Genomic DNA, 22,456 nt, shown 5'->3' with positions numbered 1-22,456 from the left:
TTGGAGGTTCCTTAAGTGACACGTACGGCAAGGGCATTTTGGCTCAACGCTTCTGCCACGGGTTCTATTCGCGACGAAACGATCGGGCAGTGCTCACCCGGCGAAGTCGCTGTCCGCACCCTCTTCTCAGGTGTGAGCCGGGGCACCGAAACCCTTGTCTTCCAAGGACGCGTGCCGGAGAACCAGTACGAGACCATGCGCGCCCCCTTCCAGGAGGGTGACTTTCCGTGGCCGGTCAAGTACGGGTACCTCAACGTCGGTGTCGTTGAACACGGTCCGGCTGATCTCGTGGACCGCACGGTGTTCTGCCTCTATCCACATCAGACCCGCTACGTGGTCCCGGCGACCATGGTCACGCCGGTGCCGGACTCCGTGCCACCTGAGCGCGCGGTGCTCGCGGGGACCGTCGAGACGGCCGTCAACGCGCTGTGGGACGCGAAGCCGCTGATCGGCGACCGGATCGCGGTCGTGGGCGGCGGGATGGTCGGGTGCAGCGTCGCGGCCGTGCTCGCCCGGTTCCCCGGCGCGCGGGTCGAGCTCGTCGACGCGGACCCGCGACGCGCCTCCGTCGCGGACGCGCTCGGCGTGGGCTTCGCGCTGCCGGAGAACGCGCGGGGCGACTGCGACCTCGTCGTGCACGCCAGCGCCACCGAGCAGGGCCTGCAGCGGTCGCTGGAGCTGCTGAAGGTCGAGGGCACGGTCGTGGAGCTGAGCTGGTTCGGCGACCGGGTGATCGGCCTGCCGCTCGGCGAGTTCTTCCACTCCAAGCGCCTCACGGTCCGGTCAAGCCAGGTCGGCACGGTCGGCCGTCCGGACCGCACGTTCGGCGACCGGCTGGCGCTCTCGCTCGATCTGCTCGCCGACCCGGTGTTCGACGCGCTGATCACCGGCGAGTGCCGGTTCGACGAGCTGCCGGACGTCATGCCGAAGCTGGCGAACGGCGAGATCCCGGCCCTGTGCCACCGCGTTGACTACGGTGCCGAGGCATGACCTACCTGCTCCCGCTCACCACCACCGCCGACGAACGGGACAAGCGCGTCGCCGTGCTGCCCGTCGGCAGCCTGGAGCAGCACGGCCGGTACCTGCCGCTGATCACCGACACGGTGATCGCCTGCACGATCGCCGAGCGCATCGCGGCCGCCTACCCGGTGCAGCTGCTGCCGCCGATCACGATCTCCTGCTCGCACGAGCACGCGGCCTGGCCGGGCACGGTGAGCATCTCCGCGCGGACGTTGTACGACGTCGTGCGCGACATCGCGGACTCGCTGGCGCGCTCCGGCGTGCCCAACCTCGTGGTCGTCAACGGCCACGGCGGCAACTACGTGCTGTCGAACGTGGTGCAGGAGTCGCGCGGCCGGATGTCGCTCTTCCCGGCCTTCGAGGACTGGGAGTCCGTGCGCGCCGCGGCCGGCATGGAGGTGTCGGCCTACGACGACATGCACGGCGGCGAGCTGGAGACGTCGATCCTCCTGCACGCCCATCCCGAGCTGGTGAAACCCGGCTACGAGGCGAGTGACCACGACGGCGGTTCGCGGCGGTTCCTGCTGACCAGCGGCATGGGCCCGTACACGGAGTCCGGGGTGATCGGCCGCGCCTCGCTGGCGTCAGCCCGCAAGGGCGAGGACCTTCTCGCGGGGCTGGTCGGCGCCTTCCGCGATCACCTCGTGGTTCTCGACGGTTAGCTGCCTGCGGCGGCCGCGGAACAGCACCAGCACGCCCGGCAGGCTGGCGATCATGGCCAGCACGCCGTAGACGACGGCGGTGGTGACGCCCTGCGCCGCACCCAGCCCGGTCGCGCCGAACGCGACGGCGAGGAACGCCTCGCGCGGCCCGAAGCCACCGATGTTGATCGGCACGGCCATCACCAGCAGCGCGAGCACGATCAGCGGCACGAGCTGCGCGATCGTGGCGTCCGAGCCTGCGGCGCGGGCCGCGACGACGAACATCGCGATGTGGCCTGCGACCGTGGCGGCCGAGAAGAACGTGACCCTGGGCAGCGCGTAGCGGGAGAACAGGCCCGCCCGCGCGTCCAGCCAGGTCGTCGTCAGCGCCCGGCGCACCCGGCCGACCATGGCCGCACCCGCGGCGGCGGCCGCCAGCGCCACCAGCACCGCGACCACCGTCTCGCCGCTGGGCACGAGGTCGACCGGCAGCGTGGACTGCGTCATCAGCACCACGGCACCGATCACGATGAGCACGACCTGCCCGGCGAACCGCTCGAACACCACGGCGCGCACGCCGCGTCCGACGTCGCCGGACTGCCTGCCGTGGTCGACCGCGCGGTGCACGTCGCCGAGGACACCGGCCGGGAGCACCGCGTTGAGCAGGAGCCCCCGGTAGTAGTCCGCGACGGCCGTGCGCAGCCGCAGCGGCAGGCCGAGGCCGTGTGCGATGACGCACCAGCGCCAAGCGCTGAAGACGGTGGTCATCAGCCCGATGCCGAGCGCCGCGAGCACCGACCACGCGTTGATCGCGCGAAGCCCGTCGACGAAGGCGTCGGTGCCCAGCCGCCACCCGAGCGCCACCAGGATGGCGACGGCGAGCAGCAGCCGAGCCCACGGCCAAAATCGCTTCATCAGAGTGCCCTCGGTATCGCTAGCAGGTCGGTGTGGTGGACGACGGCCCGCAGTTCTCCGGAGAGCCTGCGTTCCAGGTAAGCGGGGGCCTCGGCGGCGAGACCCGGTTCCTGCTCGACCGCCGCGTTCACCCAGCCGCGCAGCCACTCCGCGGTCAGCGCGGCCTGGTCCGGACCGAGGCGCCACGGGCTCGGCCGCGTGACAACGCGGGCACCGAGGTCCTCGAACGCCTTCGCGGCCGCCTCGGGAGCGTCCGGTCCGAGCAGCCTGCGACCGTCGTCAACACGCCTCTGGTGCGCGTTGAAAGCCGACTCGAACTCGGCGTCGAGAGGCTCGGACGGGTCGAGTTCGACTCGTCCGGCAACCGACAGCGTGAACAGAGCGGGCACACCGGCATGTACGCACGCGGCGGCCAGTGAGTTCATCTCGTCGGTCGTGAGCAGGTCGAGCAGTGCGGAACAGGTGACGAGCGACGCACCCGTGAGGTCGGCGGCGCGCAGCGCGGTCAGGTCACCCTGCCGCGTCTCCGTCGTCACATCCGGCCCCGTCACGGTCGCACCGGCCAAGTCGAGCAGCCGGGGGTCGCGGTCGTGCAGCACCCAGTGCTGAACGCCGCCCAACCGTCCGGAGAGCCATCGGCCCATCGATCCCGTGCCACAACCCATGTCACGGATGTCGAGCCGATCGCGTTCAACGAGTGATGCGACCAACAGCTCAACGAGCTCGGGCGACCGGGCGTCCGCGTCGGCCTTCTCGCGCAGTGCCAACCATTCCGGGGCGAATGTCATGCCCGCAGACTAGCCAGCACCTCCGCCATGTCCCGTGTGGATTCGTCCCATGTGGACAGCTCGGCGCGCCGGGCGAGCGCCGCGTGACGCAGGTCTCCGCGCAGTCCGGGGTCGGTCAGCCAGCGCCGCACCGCGCGCGCGAGAGCAGGTGTGTCGTCCGGCGCGACGGCCAGTCCGCCGGTGCCGAGCGCGTCCGGGACGACGTCGGTCGCGAGCACCGGGATGCCGCGGGCGAGCGCCTCGGTGACGACCATCCCGTAGGTCTCGGCGCGCGACGGCAGCACGAACAGGTCGGCCTTCGCGTACGCCTCGGCCAGCGGCGCGCCGGTGCGCGGGCCGCTCAGCGCGACCCGGTCGCCGAGGCCGTGCCGGTCGATCAGCTCGCGCACCCGCCGGACGTGCGCGTCAGCGCCGAACGGGCCGACGCACTCGCAGGTCCACGGCAGGTCGCGCACCGTCGCCAGTGCCTCGACGAGCAGGTCGTGGCCCTTGCGCGGGGTGACCGACGCGACGCACAGCAGCCGCGAGGCGCCGTCCGTGCCCGGCGTGAGCGGTTCCGGGTCGGTGCCCGGCACGACGACGTGCACCTCGGCCAGGCCGTGGTGCTCCTTCAGCTGCCCGGCCGCTCGGGGGCTGGTCGCGATGACGGCCCGCGCGGCGTGCAGGACCTCGCGCTCGGCCGCGTCGAGGCCGGCGGCGAGCTCGGGTGTGAGACCCGTCTCGTCGGCCAGCGGCAGGTGCACGAGCACAGCGAGGCGCAAGCGTTTGGCATGCGGCACGACCACCTCGGGCACACCGCACGCCACCAGGCCGTCGAGCAGCACGACGGCGTCGTCGGGGATGGCCGCCAGAGCCCTGTGCAGGGGCGTCGTGTCGTCCGGCCGCGGCCAGGCGCCGGGGACGGCGAGCTCGCGCACCTCGGTGCCGAGCGCCACCAGTCCCCGGCACAGCCGCCGGTCGTAGACGTTGCCGCCGCTGGGCACGTCGTCGACGTTGCCCGGCAGCACGACGTGCAGGAACGTCACAGCGACCGTTCGTAGCTCGCCCAGGCGACGTGCGACTCGGCGAGGGTGACCTCGATGCCGGTCAGGCCCCGCGCGCCCTCACCGAGCGCGCCCGCGTGCACCAGCGCGACCAGCCGGTCCGCGATGTGCTTGGCGAGGAACTCGGTCGATGTGTTGATCCCCTCGAACTCGGGTACCTCGTCCAAGTTCCGGTAGTTGAGGTCCGCGAGAACGGAGTGGAGTTCCTGCGTGGCGAGTCCGATGTCGACGACGATGTTGTCGGCGTCCAGTTCGGCCCTTTTGAACCGTGCGTCCACAACGAACGTTGCCCCATGGAGACGTTGCGCCGGTCCGAAGACCTCGCCGCGGAAGCTGTGGGCGATCATCACGTGGTCACGAACAGTGATGCTGAACAGGGTGTCCTCCAGCTGATGTGCGAGCTACGGTGCAACTTCCGACCGAGCGTAATGACGTTCGGCCGGTGTCGGGTGACGAGGGGACCGGATGTACGAGAAAGCCTTCAACGACGAGGACGTCGCGGAGTCCGACCTGGTGACACGCCGGGGGACGTTCCGGGCCGTCGCTTTCAAGGCCGACGGCCACGAGCACATGGCCCTGGTGTTCGGCAAGATCAGGATGCGCGAGAACGTGCTCGTGCGCGTTCACTCCGAGTGCATGACCGGTGACATCTTCGGTGCCATGCGCTGCGAGTGCGGCGAGCAGCTCGACGCGTCGCTGGAAGCGATCGTCCGCGAGGGCAGCGGCGTGCTCGTGTACCTGCGCGGCCACGAGGGCCGCGGCATCGGTTTGGTGGCGAAGGTTCGCACGCACGTCCTCCAGGACGAGCAGGGCCTCGACACCCTCGACTCCGCGACCGAGCTCGGACTGCCGGTCGACATCAGGGACTACACCCCCGCGGCCAGGATCCTCAAGCACCTGCGCGTGCAGACCGTCCGCCTCCTGTCGAACAACCCCGACAAGATCGAGGCGCTGGAGGCGCACGGCATCCCGGTCGCCGCGCGGGTGCCGTTGCTGATGGCGCCGAACACCCACAACATCGGCTACCTGACGGCCAAGCGGGACCGGCTCGGGCACGACCTGCCTCAGGTCGACGTGTACCCGACCGTCCAGAGTGGACGTTCAGCCCAGTAGCACCGGTTCGAGGAAGTTCTTCAGGCCGCGCTCGGCGTTCTCCGGGACGTTCTCGAGATCCTCGGTGAGCCGCAACAGGATTCGACCACCACCGAGGTGGTCGGCCTCCAGGCACGGCGCCTCGTGGAGCACGTGCTCGACACCGCCGAGCGCGGCCGTCTGCCGCGGCCCCAGCAGCGTGGCCCAGTGGCAGCCGCGCGCCTTCTCCGCGACGGCGGTGAGCGCGGTGTCGATCCCCGTTCCGGTGGCCAGTTCGTGTGCCGTGCGCGCACCGACGCGGTCGAGCGTGATCCAGCCGTGCGCGGCCTTGGCGAGAATCGCGCCGGTGGCGAGGTGGTCGAGCCAGTTCTGCTGCACGGGACGGCTGATCCACCCGCCGAACACCTCGCGCGCGGCGGTGACGACGATCTGGTGCGGGAACTCGGGATCGTCCTTGAGCACGACCTCGGCGGCCCACGTCTCCGCGGCGGGCAGCCCCTGGTCGTCCAACCGGACCAGCACGACGCGCAGGAAGTCGAGCTCGCCCTCGCTCAGCAGGTCGAGCTGGCGCGCCCACGCCTCGACGGTGAAGTCACCCGAGCTGAGCAGCAGCCGGGCGTACCCCGGCGGCCCCCACGGCGTCGTGTCCGACGGACGGTACTGACGGGCGACGCTGACCAGTTCCGCGACCGACGCCGGGCACAACGGCACGAGCAGTGCGGCGACCAGCTCGCCGAACCACGCGGCCAGCGGCGCCGCGTCCCGGCGGAGATCGGTGAAGCTGTCGATCTCCAGCCGGACGACGTGCGGCGTGGTGACGGGTCTCGGGAGGGTCAGGTCTAACGGGATCTCCAACAACGACCTCATCAACGGGCGGCGACGGTCCCCAGGCGCACAGCACCTTACTCAGCGAGATGGGAACGGTCTTTCGCCTCCCCAGAATTGGATTGAGGCAGAGTGTCAGCCGCGTGACGGGTAGTCGCGCAACAGGCCGCGGCTGATGATGGTCTTCTGGATCTCGCTGGTGCCCTCGCCGATGAGCAGGAACGGCGCCTCGCGCATCAGGCGCTCGATCTCGTACTCCTTGGAGTAGCCGTAGCCGCCGTGGATGCGGAACGCCTCCTGGGTGACCTCGGCGCAGTACTCGGACGCGATGAGCTTGGCCATGCCGGCCTCGACGTCGTTGCGGGCGCCGGAGTCCTTGAGCCGCGCGGCGTTCACCATCATCAGGTGAGCGGCCTCGACCTTGGTGGCCATCTCGGCGAGCTTGAACGCGATCGCCTGGTGCTCGACGATCGCCTTGCCGAACGCCTTGCGCTGCTGGGCGTACTCGATGGCGAGCTCGAACGAGCGGATCGCGATGCCGCAGGCGCGGGCGGCGACGTTGACGCGGCCGACCTCGACGCCGTCCATCATGTGGCGGAAGCCCTTGCCGGTCTCGCCGCCGAGCACCTGGTCGCCGGAGATCCGGAAGCCGTCGAACACCATCTCGGTGGTGTCGACGCCCTTGTAGCCCATCTTGTCGATCTTGCCGGGGATGATGAGGCCGGGCAGGACCTCGCCGTAGCCCTCGGGCTTCTCGACGAGGAACGTGGTGAGGTTCTGGTGCGGCTTCTCGGCACCCTCGTCGGTCTTCACCAGCACGGCGGTCAGGTTGGACGTGCCGCCGTTGGTCAGCCACATCTTCTGGCCGTTGATGACGAAGTCGTCGCCGTCCTTCTTCGCCTTCGTGCGAATGGCGGCGACGTCGGAGCCCAGCTCGGGCTCGGACATCGAGAAGGAGCCGCGGACCTCGCCCGCGGCCATGCGCGGCAGGTACTTCTGCTTCTGCTCGGGCGTGCCGTGCTGCTTGAGCATGTGCGCCACGATGAAGTGGGTGTTGATGACACCGGAGACGCTCATCCAGCCTCGGGCGATCTGCTCGACCACGAGCGCGTAGGTGAGCAGCGACTCGCCGAGCCCGCCGAACTCCTCCGGGATCGTCAGGCCGAAGAGGCCCATCTCCTTCATGCCCTCGACGATGTCGGTGGGGTAGGTGTCCCCGTGCTCCAGCGTCTGAGCGTGCGGGATGATCTCCTTGTCCACGAAGGTCCGGACGGTCGCGAGGATCTCTTCCTGGATGTCCGTGAGACCCGCGGTCTGGGCGAGGCGCGCCATCGCACTTCCCTTCGTTCCTGGAGGTTACCGGCGAGTATGGACCGGTTAACGCCCGTTTGCGAATGAGGTTGTGCTCAGTGCAACACGCTTGACCGAGACAGCGTCACACCCGAGGAGCCCGCCGATGTACCAGCAGCCGCCGCCGTACTACCCGCCGCCGCGCAGGACGAACACGCTCGCGATCATCTCGCTGGTCATGCTCTTCTTCTTCGCGCCCGCGTCGATCGTCCTCGGCGTCATGGCGCGCAACGAGATCAAGCGCACCGGCGAGGACGGCTGGGGAATGGCGACCGCCGGCCTCATAGTCGGCATCGTGCTGACCGCGCTCACGGCGCTGATCTTCATCGCCTGGATCGTGCTGCTGGTGTTGTTCTGGCCGGTCATGTCGGACCTGCCGAACCAGTAGGGCCGCTGGTCAGCTGGCCAGGAGCTCCAGCGCGCCACCGCAGTGGCGGCAGACGTCGAAGAACACGTGCACATCGGTGTGGCAGCCGGGGCAGCTGCGGAAGCTGCGCTCGTAGAGGTCGTCTTCGCGGCGCTTGAACAGTCGCAGGCCTCTGCCGCTCTTTCCGTTACTCGTCCGTGACATGCCAGCAGCATGCACCCACGGGACCCCCGCATTGCAATTTTCTGTCACGGATTGTGAGTCAGGTCATCGCAACCTGTGACGGTACGTAGTTCATGAACACTCTCGGCAACATTCCGCGTTACCGAGAGTGTCCATCGCCACAGGCCTAGTCCTCCGGCGGCGTCCACACGTTCGTGCGCGACATGCCCGCCGCACGGCCCTTGCCGGAGATCACGAGCGCCATCTTGCGGGACGCCTCGTCGATCATCTCGTCGCCCAGCATCACGGCACCGCGCCTGCCGCCCGCCTCGGACGTGAAGTACGAGTACGCGTCGAGGATGTTCTCCGCGTGGTCGTAGTCGTCCTGCTTCGGGCTGAACACCTCGTTGGCCGCGTCGATCTGGCCGGGGTGCAGCACCCACTTGCCGTCGAAGCCGAGCGCCGCCGAGCGACCGGCCACGCGCTTGTAGCCGTCGACGTCGCGGATCTGCAGGTACGGGCCGTCGATGGCCTGCTTGTCGTGCGCCCGAGCGGCCATCAGGATCCGCATCAGGATGTAGTGGTAGGCGTCGCCGACGTCGTAGCCGGGCGGCTGCTCACCCACGACGAGCGACTTCATGTTGATCGACGCCATGAAGTCCGCCGGACCGAAGATGATCGTCTCGACGCGCGGGGACGCCGTCGCGATCGCGTCGACGTTCACCAGGCCGAGCGCGTTCTCGATCTGGGCCTCGATGCCGATCTTGCCGACCTCGTAGCCCATGGTCTTCTCGATCTGGGTGATCAACAGGTCGAGCGCGTGGATCTGCTCGGGCGTCTGAACCTTCGGCAGCATGATGCAGTCGAGGTTCGCGCCCGCGCCCTCCACGACCTCGGTGACGTCGCGGTAGGTCCACTCCGTCGTCCAGTCGTTCACGCGGACGACGCGGGCCTTCTCGCCCCACCCGCCCTCGTTGAGGGACGCGACGATCGTCTTGCGCGCGTCGGGCTTCGCGAGCGGCGCGCAGGCGTCCTCGAGGTCGAGGAACACCTGGTCCGCCGGCAGCGTGCGAGCCTTGTCGATCATCTTCTGGCTCGAGCCGGGAACAGCCAGACACGAGCGACGGGGACGCTGCTGGTCGACCACTGGGTACCTCCTCGTACCGGCCGGTAACTGTGCTGCGCAAACACTGGCACGCGTATCCAACACCCGCTATTCGCTGAGTCGCTTTTCACAGCCACCTGGCAGGCTTGACCGGTGGAGATCTCCCAAGTGCTCGACGCCGCCCTCCGCAAGGCCGCCGCGATCTGGGTCGCCGTCCCCGGTCACCCGCCGAAACTCGTCTGGGCCCTGTGGCGGCAGAACACGATCTGGCTCGCTGTCGGTGGCACAGAACAAGAGGTGCCGGGTCTTGCCGACGGCGTGGCGGTCAGGGTAACTGTTCGGTCGCCCAGTACGCACTCGCACCTGCTCGAGACCCCGGCGACAGCGCGCCTGACCGAACCGGACGAGGAAACGGCTCTCGCGCTGCGGACCGCACGGCTCAACACCACGCCGCAGTGGGAGTCGGTGTACCGCTTGGAGGTCGCGTGATCACTGTCCCTGACGGGTTCGGCGAAGGGCTCGGCGAGGGAGCCCCGAAGTGGGTGGCGTCGCTGCCGCGGCTCGCGACGAAGATCTGCGCCCGCTGGCGGCTGACGCCGGACGGCGAGCTGATGAACGGGTTCTGCGCGGTCGTCCTGCCGGTGCGCCAGGCCGACGGGCATCCGGCGGTGCTGAAGCTGACGTGGATCGACGAGGAGACCGAGCACGAGGCGCTCGCGCTGAAGCTGTGGGACGGCAAGGGTGTCGTGCGCCTGCTGGACCACGATCCCGAGCTCGGCGCGTTGCTGCTGGAGCGGCTCGACCACTCCTACTCGCTGCACGACGCGCCGATCGAGGAGGCGATCGACGTCGTCGGCGGCCTGATCCGCACGCTCCGCATCCCCGCCCCCGCCGAGGTCCGGCGCGTCGAGCCGGAGATCGCTGACCATCCCGCGGTGCCCGCGAAGTTGCTCGACGCCGCGCGGGAGATCGGCGAGGAGCTGGTGAAGTCGCAGGGCGACACGCTCGTCAACGAGGACCTGCACTACGAGAACGTGCTGCGCGGCGGCCGCGAGCCGTGGCTGATGATCGACCCGAAGCCGGTGTCCGGTGATCCCGAGTGGGCGGTGATCCCGCTGCTGTGGAACAGGTTCAGCGAGCTCGACAGCGAACGCGGGCTGAGCGACCGGTTCGCCGCGATCTGCGCGGCGGGCGACCTGGATCCGGAACGGGCGCTCGGCTGGACGTTGCACCGCGCGGTGTCGAACTGGATCTGGTGCCTCGAGGAGGACCCGGAGGCGGAGGACGTGCTGGAGAAGATCGCGCGGTGGGCCGCACGCACGTGATCTAGCCTTGATTCGTGGTGGCTGTGAACAGGGTCTTCGTCGCTCAGCTCGCCGGGCTGCCCGTCTTCGGCCCGGACGGAGAACCCATCGGCAGGGCGCGGGATGTGGTGATCAGCCTCCGGATCGACCGGCAGCCGCCGCGGGTGCTCGGCATGGTCCTCGAGCTGGTGACCCGGCGGCGGATCTTCGTGCCGATGCTGCGGGTCATGTCGGTCGAGCCGAACGCCGTGACGCTCGCGACCGGGCAGGTCAACCTGCGGGCGTTCCACCAGCGCGCCAACGAGGTGCTGGTCGTCGGTGAGCTGCTGGACGCCCACGTGAGGCTGGAGGACGGCTCGACCGCGATCGTCATCGACGCCGCGATGGAGCCGACCCGCACCCGCGACTGGCGGATGACCCGCGTCGCGGCGCGCGTCCGCACCGGCAGGCTTGGCCGCCGCGGCCCGGTGCAGGTGTGGCGGTGGGAGGACATCACCGGGCTGAGCGTCAACGAGCTGGCCGGCCAGCCGCAGGGTGCGCAGCAGCTGCTCGCCGTGTTCGAGGGCATGCGCGCGGCGGACGTCGCGAGCACGCTGCACGCGTTGCCGTCCAAGCGCCGCTACGAGGTCGCGGACGCACTCGACGACGAACGGCTCGCCGACGTCATCGAGGAGCTGTCCGAGGACGACCAGAAGGACCTGCTGGCGCACCTGCACGAGGAACGCGCCGCGGACATCCTCGAGGCGATGAACCCGGACGACGCGGCCGACCTGCTCGCCGAGCTGCCGGAGCCGGACAAGGACCGCCTGCTGGGCCTGATGGAGCCCGAGGAGTCCGAGCCGGTCCGTCGGCTGCTCAAGTACTCGTTCGACACGGCGGGCGGCCTGATGACGCCGGAGCCGATCATCCTGACCCCGGACGCGACGATCGCCGAGGCGCTGGCCCGCGTCCGCAACCCGGACCTGACGCCCGCGCTGGCGTCGATGGTGTTCGTGTGCCGGGCGCCGTCCGCGACGCCCACCGGCCGCTACCTCGGCTGCGTGCACATCCAGCGACTGCTCCGCGAACCGCCTTTCGACCTGGTCGCCGGCGTGCTCGACACGGACCTCGCGAGCCTCTCACCAGACGCTTCGCTGGAGGACGTGACCCGCTACTTCGCCGCGTACAACCTGGTGTGCGCACCGGTGATCGACGAGACTGAGCACCTGCTCGGCGCGGTCACCGTGGACGACGTGCTGGACCACCTGCTGCCGGACGACTGGCGCGAGACGGGACTGACCCATGCCTGAACTGCTGCCCCGGCGCAGACTCGACCAGCCGCGCGAGCCGCGGCGGCTGCGTCTCGCGATCGACCCCGAGGCGTTCGGCAGGCTGTCGGAACGACTCGCCAGGTTCCTGGGGACCGGCAAGTTCCTGTTCTGGCAGACGCTGCTCGTGCTCGTCTGGATCACGCTCAACCTGGTCGCGGTGTCGCTGCGCTGGGACCCCTACCCGTTCATCCTGCTCAACCTGGCGTTCTCCACGCAGGCCGCCTACGCCGCCCCGTTGATCCTGCTGGCGCAGAACCGGCAGGACGACCGGGACCGGGTGTCGCTCGAGGAGGACCGGGCACGCGCGGCTCAGACGAAGGCCGACACCGAGTTCCTGGCGCGCGAGCTCGCGGCCCTGCGGCTGGCCCTGGGCGAGGTCGCGACGCGCGACTTCATCCGGGGCGAGCTGGACCGCCTGGTCAAGGAGAAACGCGTCCGGTCATGACGAGGTCGTTGAGGACCTCGTGGATCGCGGGTGCCGTCTCCGGGTGGTTCGCGTACTCGTCGGCCGTCACGAGCGCCATCTCGGCGATCTCGGCGCTCGGCACAGGCTCGGCGTCGAGGTCCGCGGTGAAGCAGGTCATGTCGACCATCGCGCCCTCACCCTCGCCGTACGCGGGTGCGAGGTAGCGCTTGAGCCACCGCGGGTTCGTGAGGCCGACGCCGAGCTCCTCACGCACCTCGCGGCGCAGCGCGTCCTCCAGCGTCTCCCCCGGCTCGATCTTGCCGCCGGGCAGGTAGAAGGCGCGCTTGTGCCGGGACCGCACCACGAGCAGGCGGCCGTCGAGCACGTGGACCAGTCCGACGACCTTGATCAGGAGAACTCCTCGTCGGCGCCGAGCCGGTCGCACATGCGGCCGAAGGCCTCCAGGTCGCCGGGGCCGAAGCTCTCACCGAAGTGCTCAGCGACACCCGCGAGGTGGGTGCCGGAGGCGTTCTTGAGGCGATCCATGCCCTGGGGTGTGAGTACGGCCACGATGCCGCGTCCGTCACCGTCGGCGCGTTCGCGCCCGACGAGGCCGGCGCGTTCCAGTCTGTCCACGAGGCGGGTCACGCCGGAGCGGGACAACAGGACCGCGTCGGCGAGTTCAGTCATGCGCATCCGCATGCCCGGTGTCTCGGCCAACTGGACCAGGACGTCGTAGGCCGCGAGCGAAAGGCGCTGCTCAGCAATCAGTTCGGTCTCGAGGATCCGAGTGATCCTTGCATGCGCGCGGAGGAACGATCGCCACACCCCGAGCTCGACGCGGGTGGGCAAACGGGAACTACCCGAATCCGGCACGGAAGTCGATGTTACGGAAAGGAGGTGCGCGACTACGACCTGACCCTGTGGACGAAAGTGACCAGTCGGTAGAACGCCACTGGGCCGGACGTAGCATGGCTGCTGTGAAGCCCCTACCCGCGGTCGACGACGTCCAGAAGGCGCTGTCCGGAGTCCAGGACCCCGAGATCAGGCGCCCCATCACCGAGCTCGGGATGGTGAAGAGCGTCTCGATCGGCGAGGACGGGGTCGTCGCGGTCGCGATCTACCTGACCGTCGCGGGCTGCCCGATGCGCGACAAGATCACCAAGGACGTCACGGCGGCCGTCGAGGCGCTCGACGGCGTCACCGGTGTGGCGGTCGAGCTGGACGTCATGAGCGACGCCCAGCGCACCGAGCTGCGCAAGTCGCTGCGCGGCGGCGTCGAGGAGCCGGTCATCCCGTTCGCCCAGCCGGGCTCGCTGACGCGCGTGTACTGCGTCGCGTCCGGCAAGGGCGGCGTCGGCAAGTCGTCGGTCACGGTGAACCTCGCCGTGGCGATGGCCGCGCGCGGCCTGTCCGTCGGCATCGTCGACGCCGACATCTACGGCCACTCGATCCCCCGCATGCTGGGCGCGACGGGCAAGCCGACCCAGGTCGAGAAGATGATCATGCCGCCGCAGGCGCAGGGCGTGAAGGTCATCTCGATCGGCATGTTCACCCCCGGCAACACCCCGGTGGTGTGGCGCGGCCCGATGCTGCACCGCGCGCTGCAGCAGTTCCTCGCGGACGTCTTCTGGGGCGACCTGGACGTCCTGCTGCTCGACCTGCCGCCCGGCACCGGCGACGTGGCGATCTCCGTCGCGCAGCTGGTCCCGAACGCCGAGATCCTGGTCGTGACGACCCCGCAGCAGGCGGCCGCCGAGGTCGCCGAGCGCGCGGGCTCGATCGCGCTGCAGACGCGTCAGCGCGTCGCGGGCGTCATCGAGAACATGTCGTGGCTGGAGCTGCCGGACGGCAGCCGCATGGAGGTCTTCGGCACGGGCGGCGGCGCGGCCGTGGCCGAGTCGCTGTCCAAGGCCATCGGCGCCGACGTGCCGCTGCTCGGCCAGGTGCCGCTCGACCCGCGCCTGCGGGAGAACGGTGACACCGGCACGCCGATCGTGTCGTCCGTTCCGGACTCCGCTGCCGCGCAGGTGCTCATCGACGTGGCGCAGAAGCTGTCTGTGCGGTCGCGTGGTCTGTCCGGCCGGCTGCTGAACGTCTCACCCGCGGGCCGCTAGCCACCGCACCGCCGGTCAGCAGACTGCCCGTCAACGCTTGAAAGGGGTCCCCGCCCAGGGGACCCCTGATTTGATTCTCCCACTGAGCACCGACAGTTCGGGGCCCGCGAGACCGAGCCTGTGGACAACTCGAGGCCTGTGGACAACTCAGCCACGTCGCCTGGGATCAGCGCCGCGGCAATCGGGCGCAGGTGCCTGCGATCAGGTCGCGTCCGGGTCGTAGGGCGGACGCTCGCCGGGCGCGAGTGGCCGCTGCTCCGGCGCGGACGGCGTCGAAGGCGTGGCGGGGTAGCCGTTGGGCTTCGAGGACGAGTCGTCGTCGAAGAGGTGCTTGGTCACCGCGCGCTTGGGGTCGAAGTTCCGCAGTTCGCGCAGGTCCTCGAGGGGCTTGCGCAGCTGTTCGAACTCGGGCCCCATCTCCTGCTTGAGCTGCTCGCGCGCGCCCGTCGCGTACTCACGCACCGTTCGGACGGTCTTGCCGAGCCATGCCGCCGCGGACGGCAGCCGTTCCGGGCCCAGGACGAAGAGACCCGCGACCACGATGATGAGGATCTCGACCCATCCGATGCTGTCGAACACGATGCCAGCCTAGCTGTCAGTCGGACTTGAGAGTCACGTCAACCGTCAGCTCGCGCCCCTGCCGGGCCAGCACGACCTTCACGGTCTCGCCGATCTCGCGTTCGCGGACGGCGACGGTGAGCTCGGCGGCGTTCCGCACGATCCGGTTGCCCACCTTGGTGATCACGTCACCCTCCTGGATGCCGGCGGCGGCCGCCGCGCCACCAGCGGGCACGTTCTGCACCTGAGCGCCCTCGGACGTCTCCGCGGACACGGACTTCACGTTGATGTTCATGTCCGCGTGCCGGACCTTGCCCTCGCGGATGAGCGCCTCGGCGATCTTGCGGGCCTGGTTGCCGGAGATCGCGAACCCGAGTCCGACGGAACCGCCGGTCTCGGTGCGGATCGACGAGTTGATCCCGACGAGCGTCCCGGACGAGTCGACCAGCGCACCGCCGGAGTTGCCGGGGTTGATGGCCGCGTCGGTCTGGATGGCGTCGTAGGTGACCTGCGGGCCGCCGTTCTCGCCCGCGGCCGTCACGGGTCGGTGCAGCGCGGAGACGATGCCCTGGGTGACGGTGTTGGACAGCTGCAGCGGCGAGCCGACGGCGATGACCGTGTCACCGACCTTGAGCTCGTCGGAGTTGCCGAACCGCAGGACGGTCGGGTTCTTCACCTCGACCTTGATCACCGCGAGGTCGGTCTTGGAGTCGCGGCCGACGATGCGGGCCTGCGCGCGGGTGCCGTCGGTGAAGACGGCGGTGAGCTTCGCGGACGTGTCCTGCGCGGCCGGTGCGACGACGTGGTCGTTGGTGAGCACGTAGCCCTCGCCGTCGATCACGACGCCCGAGCCGATGCCCGCGATGTTGGTGCCCTTGAACTCGATCGACACGACGGACGGCGTGACGCGCGTGGAGATGTCCGAGACGGAGCCCGCCGGGCGTTCCTTGCCGGGTGCGACCTCGGCGAGGGTGACCTCGGCGTCGGTCAGCGGGTTGCCCGCGCGGCCGACCAGCCAGCCGACGAGACCACCGGCCGCACCGATCAGCAGCACGACGACCAGCAGGATCGCCATCGACGTCGGCTTCACGCGGCGGCCGAGGATCAGCTCGGGCACCGAGAACTGCGGGCCGGGCGCCGGCTTCTTCTCCTTGGCCGGGGTGTCCTCGGTGACGGCGGGCGGGCCGATCACGGCGCCCGCGCCGGGGTCGCGCCACGGGTCGCCCGCGGGCTTGCCCGCCCAGAAGACCGGGTCGACCTCGGGTTCCGGCGGCGTGTCGCCGGGGGGTCGCTGGAGCAGCTCGTCGCCGTAGGGCGGGCGGCCGAACGCGGTCGACAGCGCCTCGGGCGGCGGGGCCGCGAGCTGGACGGGAGGCGGCGTGACCTCGGGGCCGCGCGCGAACGCGCCTTCGACGCCGTCGGGGCGGCCGAAGGTGGAGGTCAGCACGGGGTCGGTCTCGGGCCGGTCGATGGGGCGGGGCCCCAGCCGCCGATGGGCGCCGTCGTCCACACCGGACACCGGGGTGGACGTCTGTCCGTTGGGCGACTGCTGACTCACTCGTTCAGCCTGCTACAAGTCCGGTGAAGTGGGCGTCAGCGGTTGCCGAGCAGCGCGGCGCGGCCGTCGAGCTGGATGCCGCCGGGCTGCGGGTCACCCGCGACGCGGGCGGGTTCGGCCGGCGTGTCGGAGTCCGGTGCGATCAGCGCGAGCGCGCCGAGCATGAGGCCGGAGACGACGACTCCCGCGCCCTGGCGGGCACGGCGGCCGCTGAACCAGCCCTGGCTGCCGAGCGGGCGTGACTCGCCGAGCCTCGGCCCTGAGCCGAACGCGGTGCGGTCGGTGCGTTGCATCGTGACGAACTGGCCGTGCTCGTCCAGCGCGAGCCCGTCGGGCGCGCTGGGCAGGTCGACTTCCTGGGGGATGGCACCCAGGCGGTCGAGGAGCCCAGCGGGAGCGGCGGGCGCTTCCGCGGCGCGCACGAGGGTGCGCGCCTGCTGCTGGGCGTAGGTCTCGAAGGCGCAGAAGCCGCATCGCGCGATGTGCGTGGCGACGCGTTGGTGCGCGGTGGCCGACAGCTCGCCGTCGACGAAGGCGACCACGGCATCCGGCAGAAGGTGCTGCTCAGGCAGACGCCAACCACGAAGGTCGGTCATGCAGAGTCCTCCTGCACAGTTTGCCTCCGGCGTTCGAGTTCGGCGCGAAGGGCCTGGCGGCCCCGGTGGATCCTGCTCCTCACGGTACCCAGTTTTACGCCGAGCGTGGCACCGATCTCCTCGTAGGAGAGTCCTTCCACGTCACACAGCACCACGGCGGCGCGGAACTCGGCGGGCAGCGCGTCCAGCGCGGCCTGCAGGTCCGGGTCCAGGTGGGTGCTGTCCCAGATCTCCTCCGGGGTGGGGTCGTCGCCCTCGAGCCGGTCCGTGTCGTCGGGCAGGCCCTCCATGCGCAGCCGCGAACGGCGGCGCGCCATGTCGAGGAAGAGGTTCGTGGTGATGCGGTGCAGCCAGCCCTCGAACGTGCCCGGCTTGTAGGACGCGAGCGAGCGGAACACCCGGATGAACGTCTCCTGGGTGAGGTCCTCGGCGTCGTGCTGGTTACCGGTGAGGCGGTACGCCAACCGGTACACCCGATCGGCGTGCTCGCGCACGACCTCGTCCCACGAGGGCGGCGTCCAGTCGACCGTCTCGATGGGCGCGACGGCCTCCGCGGAACTCGACTGTGTACGCATCAGGTGTTACGGCACCTCCAGCGGGCCTCGGCGGCCCTTGAGCGGCTCAACGCTGATCTGGTCCCGTGTGTTCCCGATCTGAGCCTGGTTCCAACCTCGAGTGTCACTTTGTCGTGCTCCCTTTAGACGATCGTGAGAGTGGCCTGAGAGCTGGCTGAGAATCCGGTCGGCGGGTTCACCCGTTTTGGGCACAGTCGGCAGTAACCTCCGTCCTTGTGACACCGGATTCGCCACTTCGGGAGTACGTGGAGCAGTACCTCCCGGAGGACGACGTGCAGCAGGCCGCACGGGCCCGCGGCCTGGAGCTGGGGTGCGTCCCCATCGGCGCGGGTGGCGGCGCGGCGCTGCGGTTCCTCGCGACCGCGTTGCAGGCCAAGGCCGTGGTCGAGGTGGGAACGGGTGCCGGTGTGAGCGGCCTCTACCTGCTCGGCGGCATGCCGGCTTCGGGCGTGCTGACGTCCATCGACGTGGAGCCGGAGCACCAGCGGGTGGCGCGCGAGATGTTCTCGCGGGCCCGGATCTCGCCGTCGCGGACCAGGCTGATCATGGGCAGCGCGCTGGACGTGCTGCCGCGGCTGACCGACGGCGGCTACGACCTCGTGTTCGTCGACGGGCACAAGCCGGAGTACCCGAAGTACCTCGAGCACGGGGTGCGGATGCTGCGGCCGGGCGGCGTGATCGCGTTCGACAACGTGCTGTGGCACGGGCGCGTCGTCGACCAGGCGCAGCGGGACGAGTCGACCAACGCGATGCGCGACATCGCCCGGTCCGTGCGGGAGGACGACCGGCTGGTGCCGGTGATCCTGCCGCTGGGCGACGGGCTGCTGGTCGCCGCGCGGCGGCCCTGACTCGCGCGGTCAACGGGCCGTTCACCGCACCTGATCAGCCTCAACGAGCGCTGAGCACCCGTTCTTGTCGGTCCTGCGTGAAAGACTTACAACAAGGGGATCCCCTTGCCGGGGGACCCCTTGAAGCGCGGGTTGAGCGAGCAACGCGGGTTCAGTAGGCGCGGACGCCCTTGCCGAGCACGGTGACGCCGCCGGCGCTGACGGTGTAGCGCTCCCGGTCCGTCGCCGGGTCGACGCCGATCAGCGCGCCGTCGGGCACGAGCACGTTCTTGTCGAGGATCGCGCGCCGCACGACCGCGCCCTTGCCGATGCGCACACCGGGCAGCAGCACGGACCCCTGCACGACGGACCCGACCTCGACGATGACGTCCGACGAGATCACCGAGCCGTGGATCTTGCCGGAGATGATCGAGCCCGGCCCGACCATCGAGTCCTCCGCCGACCCTCCCGCGATGAACTTCGCGGGCGGCAGCGGTGGCGTCGCGGTGCGGATCGGCCACATCTGGTTGTAGAGGTTGAAGATCGGGTGCACGGACACGAGGTCCATGTGCGCGTCGTAGTAGGCGTCGATGGTCCCGACGTCACGCCAGTAGCCCTGGTCGCGCTCGGTCGCGCCCGGCACGACGTTGTCCTTGAAGTCGTAGACGTGCGCCTCCCCCTGGTCGACGAGCATGGGGATGATGTCGCCGCCCATGTCGTGGTCCGAGTCGGGGTTGAGCGCGTCGGAGCGCAGCGCGTCGAGCAGGGCCTCGGTCGTGAAGACGTAGTTGCCCATCGACGCGAAGGTGACCTCGGGGTCGTCCGGCACGTGCGGCGGCTCGGACGGCTTCTCGAGGAACCGGGTGATCTTGCCGGCGGCGTCCGAGTCGATGCAGCCGAACGCCTTGGCCTCGGTCCGCGGCACCCGGATGCCCGCGACCGTGACCGACGCGCCGGACTCGACGTGCTGGTCGATCATCTGGCTCGGGTCCATTCGGTACACGTGGTCGGCACCGAAGATCGCGATGTGGTCCGGCTTCTCGTCGTGCACCAGGTTCAGCGACTGGAAGATGGCGTCGGCGCTGCCGGTGTACCAGCGGGGCCCGAGCCGCTGCTGAGCGGGCACGGGCGTCACGTACTGACCGAGCACATTGGACAACCGCCAGGTCGTCGAGATGTGCTTGTCGAGCGAGTGCGACTTGTACTGGGTGAGCACGCACAGACGCACCAGGCCGGCGTTGACCAGGTTCGACAGCACGAAGTCGACCAGCCGGTAGTTGCCACCGAAGGGCACGGCGGGCTTGGCCCGGTCGGCCGTCAGTGGCCAGAGGCGCTTGCCCTCGCCGCCAGCAAGCACAATTCCGAGAACGTGCGGCTGCCCCTTCACAGCATGTGACCCTATCTGCGTCGCAGCCAACGGACCAGCTTCTGAACTAACGTATGGGTGTGCGCGTAGGACTGTTGACACGGGAATACCCGCCTGAGGTCTACGGCGGTGCCGGGGTGCACGTCGGATTCCTCGTCCCGCACCTGCGGGAGCTGGTCGAGGTGGACGTGCACTGCTTCGGCGGTCCGCGCGATGACGCGACCACCCACGACCCCGCGCCGGGCCTCGCGGAGGCCAACTTCGCGCTCAGCACCCTGTCGGTCGACCTCAGCATGGCCTCAGCCGTCTCAGATGCTGAGCTCGTGCACTCGCACACCTGGTACGCGAACATGGCCGGGCACCTGGCCAAACTCCTGCACGGCGTGCCGCACGTGATCACCGCGCACTCGCTGGAGCCGCGCAGGCCGTGGAAGGCCGAGCAGCTCGGCGGCGGCTACCGGATCTCGTCGTGGGCCGAGCGCACCGCGTACGAGGCGGCGGACGCGATCATCGCGGTGAGCGACGGCATGCGCGCGGACGTGCTCGACTGCTACCCCGCGCTCGATCCGGCGCGCGTGCACGTCGTGCGCAACGGCATCGACACGGAGACCTACCGGCCCGTCACCGAGACCGACGCCCTGACCAGCCGGGGCATCGACCCGGCGCGGCCGATCGTCGCGTTCGTCGGCCGGATCACCAGGCAGAAGGGCGTCGGGCACCTGGTCGCCGCGGCGCACGAGATCTCCCGCGACGCGCAGATCGTGCTGTGCGCGGGCGCGCCGGACACCCCGGAGATCGCCGAGGAGACCCGCCTCGCGGTCGGGGAGCTGTCCGCGGTGCGGCCGGGTGTCTTCTGGATCCAGCAGATGCTGCCGCTGCCCGAGGTCCGGCAGATCCTGAGCCACGCGACCGTGTTCGCGTGCCCATCGGTCTACGAGCCGCTCGGCATCGTGAACCTGGAGGCGATGGCGTGCGGCACGGCCGTCGTCGCGTCGGACGTCGGCGGCATCCCCGAGGTCGTCGTGCAGGACGAGACCGGCCTGCTCGTGCACTACGACGAGCACGATTTGTCGACATATCGACACGATCTCGCCGTGGCGATCAACGCACTGCTCGCGGACCCGGCGCGCGCCAGGACGTTCGGCGAAGCTGGTCGCACCCGCGCTGTCCAGGACTTTTCCTGGGAGACGATGGCCAAGCAGACCGTGGACGTGTACCGCACTGTGATCTGAGTCACCCCCGATTGGGGCAACCCGATCGAGCGATACTCGCCTTTAACCAGTAGCGACGATCTACCTACTGGGGGCGACCTGTGCGACGGATGGCGGTGGCGCTGGCGTGCCTGCTCGTGGCTTCCTGCGCAACGCCGCCACCACCCGAGCCGCGCGACGTGACGCTGACCATCAAGGGCAAGACCGTGCTCGGCGCGCCCGATCTGCAGTCGCAGGCGGAGGCGCAGCTCGCGTACACGCTCGGCTTCGGCTACGTGGCGCGCGCGGGTTCGGCCGCGGTGAAGTGCTGGTTCGCTCGCACGGCGGGCGCGGCCTTGGACGTCGACGCCCGGCTGTGGTGCGGCCCGGTCCAGGTGCCGGGCACCGGACCCACACCGGACTGGGTGCCCGTGCCGCTGAAGGAGGTCGACCAGTCCGGCGATGGCGTGCGACTGGAGGTGCAGTCGCCACAGGTGCCGCAGTCCGGCGCGCGGAGCACGCCGGAGAGCACGCTCATCCGCACCGACGGCGCCGAGTTCGACCCGAAGTCACCGGCGGAGATGGTCGCGGGTGCCGAGTTCCTCGCGGTCCTGCCGGACGACGGCAAGAAGTCGAACTCCGAGCTCGGCCTCGGCGACCTGGACGTCCGGCTGCGCGACGACCTGCTGTCCGTGCGCGGCACGGGCTGGGCGAACCCGGACAGCTGGCCGACCCCGGACGGCGTGCTGAAGGCTGCGCCGGGCAGCCGCCTGCACGTCGCGCGCCTGCACGTCGAGAAGCTGCTGCAGACGGACAACGGTTTCCGTTCGACGAACTGGCAGGGCTGGGCGCCGCAGCCGTCCGAGCTGGCGGTGGAGGTTCCGGGCAAGCGCCACGTGCTGCCCGCGGATCGCTTGCCGGACAACGGTTCCGTGGTCGTCGTCTACACCGTCCCCGAGTCGGGCGGCCCTGAGTCGGTGGTGCTGAGCTCGATCGGCGTGAAGTCGCTGGACCAGCGCGTCGAGGTCCCGTCCGGCAAGCGCACGGACAAACCTCCCGCGGCACTGCTGCGCGCAGCGACGTCCGGTGCGCCCCTGCCGACCCAGAAGGTCCAGGTGGGCTCGAAGGAGTTCGGCATGAAGGTCAACGGGGTGCGGCTGGGCGTGCGCAGGCCGGTCAAGGCCGACGCCCTGGCGGTGTACGACATGGTCAGCGCGTCGGCTCCGGACAAGGCCCTGCTGGAGATATTGCTGGACGCGAGCGGCGACGCCCCCGACAGCGCGGCCGCGTACGCCACCAAGGACCTGATCTCCGTGACCCTCGCGGACGGCTCGGCCGTCC

26 protein-coding genes are annotated in these 22,456 nt (G+C 70.0%); 11 read left to right on the top strand and 15 right to left on the bottom strand.

The window, feature by feature from the left end; genetic code table 11:
* Positions 1–15 precede the first annotated feature (15 nt).
* Positions 16–990, top strand: a complete 975-nt coding sequence (locus FKR81_RS24550) for a zinc-dependent alcohol dehydrogenase (protein WP_146354801.1) — start codon at positions 16–18, stop codon at positions 988–990.
* Positions 987–1,682, top strand: a complete 696-nt coding sequence (locus tag FKR81_RS24545) for a creatininase family protein (protein ID WP_146354799.1) — start codon at positions 987–989, stop codon at positions 1,680–1,682. Before FKR81_RS24550 ends, FKR81_RS24545 begins: the two co-directional genes overlap by 4 nt.
* On the opposite strand, the gene FKR81_RS24540 is transcribed toward FKR81_RS24545, so the two are convergent.
* The 4 genes from FKR81_RS24540 to FKR81_RS24525 are packed head-to-tail and all read right to left on the bottom strand — an operon-like array spanning position 1,605 to position 4,784.
* Complete coding sequence (locus FKR81_RS24540; protein ID WP_146354797.1) at positions 1,605–2,576, bottom strand: lysylphosphatidylglycerol synthase transmembrane domain-containing protein; 972 nt, start codon at positions 2,574–2,576, stop codon at positions 1,605–1,607. The two genes, FKR81_RS24545 and FKR81_RS24540, sit on opposite strands and share 78 nt — an antisense overlap.
* Positions 2,576–3,364 carry a class I SAM-dependent methyltransferase gene (locus tag FKR81_RS24535; RefSeq protein ID WP_146354795.1) on the bottom strand — a complete coding sequence of 263 codons (789 nt, stop codon included), beginning with the start codon at positions 3,362–3,364 and terminating at the stop codon, positions 2,576–2,578. Before FKR81_RS24535 ends, FKR81_RS24540 begins: the two co-directional genes overlap by 1 nt.
* The gene (locus FKR81_RS24530; protein ID WP_146354793.1) at positions 3,361–4,389 is read right to left on the bottom strand and encodes a glycosyltransferase family 4 protein; all 1,029 of its coding nucleotides are present in this window, start codon (positions 4,387–4,389) and stop codon (positions 3,361–3,363) included. The genes FKR81_RS24535 and FKR81_RS24530 overlap by 4 nt, the downstream gene beginning before the upstream one ends.
* Positions 4,386–4,784: a 6-pyruvoyl trahydropterin synthase family protein gene (locus tag FKR81_RS24525; protein WP_146354791.1), complete on the bottom strand. Its 399-nt coding sequence runs from the start codon at positions 4,782–4,784 to the stop codon at positions 4,386–4,388. Before FKR81_RS24525 ends, FKR81_RS24530 begins: the two co-directional genes overlap by 4 nt.
* 88 nt (positions 4,785–4,872) lie before the next feature.
* On the opposite strand from FKR81_RS24525, the gene ribA reads away from it, so the two are divergent.
* Positions 4,873–5,520: a GTP cyclohydrolase II gene (gene ribA, locus FKR81_RS24520; RefSeq protein WP_146354789.1), complete on the top strand. Its 648-nt coding sequence runs from the start codon at positions 4,873–4,875 to the stop codon at positions 5,518–5,520.
* On the opposite strand, the gene FKR81_RS24515 is transcribed toward ribA, so the two are convergent.
* Together FKR81_RS24515 and FKR81_RS24510 are read right to left on the bottom strand one after the other, a co-directional pair.
* Entirely contained in the window at positions 5,509–6,354 is an 846-nt protein-coding gene (locus FKR81_RS24515; protein WP_146354788.1) for a hypothetical protein, read from the bottom strand. The two genes, ribA and FKR81_RS24515, sit on opposite strands and share 12 nt — an antisense overlap.
* 105 nt (positions 6,355–6,459) lie before the next feature.
* Positions 6,460–7,656, bottom strand: a complete 1,197-nt coding sequence (locus FKR81_RS24510; protein ID WP_146354786.1) for an acyl-CoA dehydrogenase family protein — start codon at positions 7,654–7,656, stop codon at positions 6,460–6,462.
* 124 nt (positions 7,657–7,780) lie between these two features.
* Between FKR81_RS24510 and FKR81_RS24505 the strand changes: the two genes are divergently transcribed.
* The gene (locus FKR81_RS24505; RefSeq protein WP_146354784.1) at positions 7,781–8,062 is read left to right on the top strand and encodes a DUF4190 domain-containing protein; all 282 of its coding nucleotides are present in this window, start codon (positions 7,781–7,783) and stop codon (positions 8,060–8,062) included.
* A 9-nt stretch (positions 8,063–8,071) separates the two neighbouring features.
* Here FKR81_RS24505 and FKR81_RS43715 read toward each other — a convergent pair whose 3' ends face one another.
* Both FKR81_RS43715 and FKR81_RS24500 read right to left on the bottom strand, forming a co-directional pair.
* Positions 8,072–8,245 carry a hypothetical protein gene (locus tag FKR81_RS43715; RefSeq protein ID WP_186763150.1) on the bottom strand — a complete coding sequence of 58 codons (174 nt, stop codon included), beginning with the start codon at positions 8,243–8,245 and terminating at the stop codon, positions 8,072–8,074.
* 145 nt (positions 8,246–8,390) lie between these two features.
* Entirely contained in the window at positions 8,391–9,350 is a 960-nt protein-coding gene (locus FKR81_RS24500) for an HpcH/HpaI aldolase/citrate lyase family protein (protein ID WP_146354782.1), read from the bottom strand.
* 111 nt (positions 9,351–9,461) lie between these two features.
* Between FKR81_RS24500 and FKR81_RS24495 the strand changes: the two genes are divergently transcribed.
* The 4 genes from FKR81_RS24495 to FKR81_RS24480 are packed head-to-tail and all read left to right on the top strand — an operon-like array spanning position 9,462 to position 12,367.
* The gene (locus tag FKR81_RS24495) at positions 9,462–9,797 is read left to right on the top strand and encodes a hypothetical protein (RefSeq protein WP_235921744.1); all 336 of its coding nucleotides are present in this window, start codon (positions 9,462–9,464) and stop codon (positions 9,795–9,797) included.
* Positions 9,794–10,633 carry an aminoglycoside phosphotransferase family protein gene (locus tag FKR81_RS24490; protein WP_146354780.1) on the top strand — a complete coding sequence of 280 codons (840 nt, stop codon included), beginning with the start codon at positions 9,794–9,796 and terminating at the stop codon, positions 10,631–10,633. Before FKR81_RS24495 ends, FKR81_RS24490 begins: the two co-directional genes overlap by 4 nt.
* 14 nt (positions 10,634–10,647) lie before the next feature.
* The gene (locus FKR81_RS24485; RefSeq protein WP_146354778.1) at positions 10,648–11,901 is read left to right on the top strand and encodes a magnesium transporter MgtE N-terminal domain-containing protein; all 1,254 of its coding nucleotides are present in this window, start codon (positions 10,648–10,650) and stop codon (positions 11,899–11,901) included.
* Entirely contained in the window at positions 11,894–12,367 is a 474-nt protein-coding gene (locus tag FKR81_RS24480; protein WP_146354776.1) for a DUF1003 domain-containing protein, read from the top strand. Before FKR81_RS24485 ends, FKR81_RS24480 begins: the two co-directional genes overlap by 8 nt.
* On the opposite strand, the gene FKR81_RS24475 is transcribed toward FKR81_RS24480, so the two are convergent.
* Together FKR81_RS24475 and FKR81_RS24470 are read right to left on the bottom strand one after the other, a co-directional pair.
* Positions 12,342–12,773, bottom strand: coding sequence for an NUDIX hydrolase (locus tag FKR81_RS24475; protein ID WP_235921743.1), 432 nt, complete (start codon positions 12,771–12,773; stop codon positions 12,342–12,344). The genes FKR81_RS24480 and FKR81_RS24475 overlap by 26 nt on opposite strands.
* Positions 12,737–13,204, bottom strand: coding sequence for a MarR family winged helix-turn-helix transcriptional regulator (locus FKR81_RS24470; protein WP_146354774.1), 468 nt, complete (start codon positions 13,202–13,204; stop codon positions 12,737–12,739). Before FKR81_RS24470 ends, FKR81_RS24475 begins: the two co-directional genes overlap by 37 nt.
* 104 nt (positions 13,205–13,308) lie before the next feature.
* Between FKR81_RS24470 and FKR81_RS24465 the strand changes: the two genes are divergently transcribed.
* A complete protein-coding gene (locus FKR81_RS24465; protein WP_407936547.1) occupies positions 13,309–14,445 on the top strand; it encodes an Mrp/NBP35 family ATP-binding protein in 1,137 nt (378 codons plus the stop codon).
* Positions 14,446–14,646: 201 nt separating this feature from the next.
* Here FKR81_RS24465 and tatB read toward each other — a convergent pair whose 3' ends face one another.
* The 4 genes from tatB to sigE are packed head-to-tail and all read right to left on the bottom strand — an operon-like array spanning position 14,647 to position 17,732.
* Positions 14,647–15,024, bottom strand: a complete 378-nt coding sequence (gene tatB / locus FKR81_RS24460; RefSeq protein WP_146354770.1) for a Sec-independent protein translocase protein TatB — start codon at positions 15,022–15,024, stop codon at positions 14,647–14,649.
* A 16-nt stretch (positions 15,025–15,040) separates the two neighbouring features.
* Positions 15,041–16,561, bottom strand: a complete 1,521-nt coding sequence (locus FKR81_RS24455; RefSeq protein ID WP_146354768.1) for a S1C family serine protease — start codon at positions 16,559–16,561, stop codon at positions 15,041–15,043.
* A gap of 35 nt (positions 16,562–16,596) precedes the next feature.
* Positions 16,597–17,157, bottom strand: a complete 561-nt coding sequence (locus FKR81_RS24450) for an anti-sigma factor (RefSeq protein WP_235921742.1) — start codon at positions 17,155–17,157, stop codon at positions 16,597–16,599.
* Positions 17,154–17,732 carry an RNA polymerase sigma factor SigE gene (sigE, locus tag FKR81_RS24445; RefSeq protein WP_146354766.1) on the bottom strand — a complete coding sequence of 193 codons (579 nt, stop codon included), beginning with the start codon at positions 17,730–17,732 and terminating at the stop codon, positions 17,154–17,156. Before sigE ends, FKR81_RS24450 begins: the two co-directional genes overlap by 4 nt.
* A gap of 215 nt (positions 17,733–17,947) precedes the next feature.
* On the opposite strand from sigE, the gene FKR81_RS24440 reads away from it, so the two are divergent.
* Complete coding sequence (locus FKR81_RS24440) at positions 17,948–18,580, top strand: O-methyltransferase (RefSeq protein WP_146354764.1); 633 nt, start codon at positions 17,948–17,950, stop codon at positions 18,578–18,580.
* A gap of 151 nt (positions 18,581–18,731) precedes the next feature.
* Here FKR81_RS24440 and glgC read toward each other — a convergent pair whose 3' ends face one another.
* A complete protein-coding gene (glgC, locus tag FKR81_RS24435; RefSeq protein ID WP_146354762.1) occupies positions 18,732–19,946 on the bottom strand; it encodes a glucose-1-phosphate adenylyltransferase in 1,215 nt (404 codons plus the stop codon).
* 59 nt (positions 19,947–20,005) lie between these two features.
* Between glgC and glgA the strand changes: the two genes are divergently transcribed.
* Positions 20,006–21,157, top strand: a complete 1,152-nt coding sequence (glgA, locus tag FKR81_RS24430) for a glycogen synthase (RefSeq protein WP_186763149.1) — start codon at positions 20,006–20,008, stop codon at positions 21,155–21,157.
* The last annotated feature ends 1,299 nt before the right edge of the window (positions 21,158–22,456 follow it).

It is taken from the genome of Lentzea tibetensis, from assembly GCF_007845675.1.
Taxonomy (GTDB): domain Bacteria; phylum Actinomycetota; class Actinomycetes; order Mycobacteriales; family Pseudonocardiaceae; genus Lentzea; species Lentzea tibetensis.
Note: the sequence above shows the minus strand (reverse complement) of the source record. Positions and strands in the feature narration are given on the sequence as shown.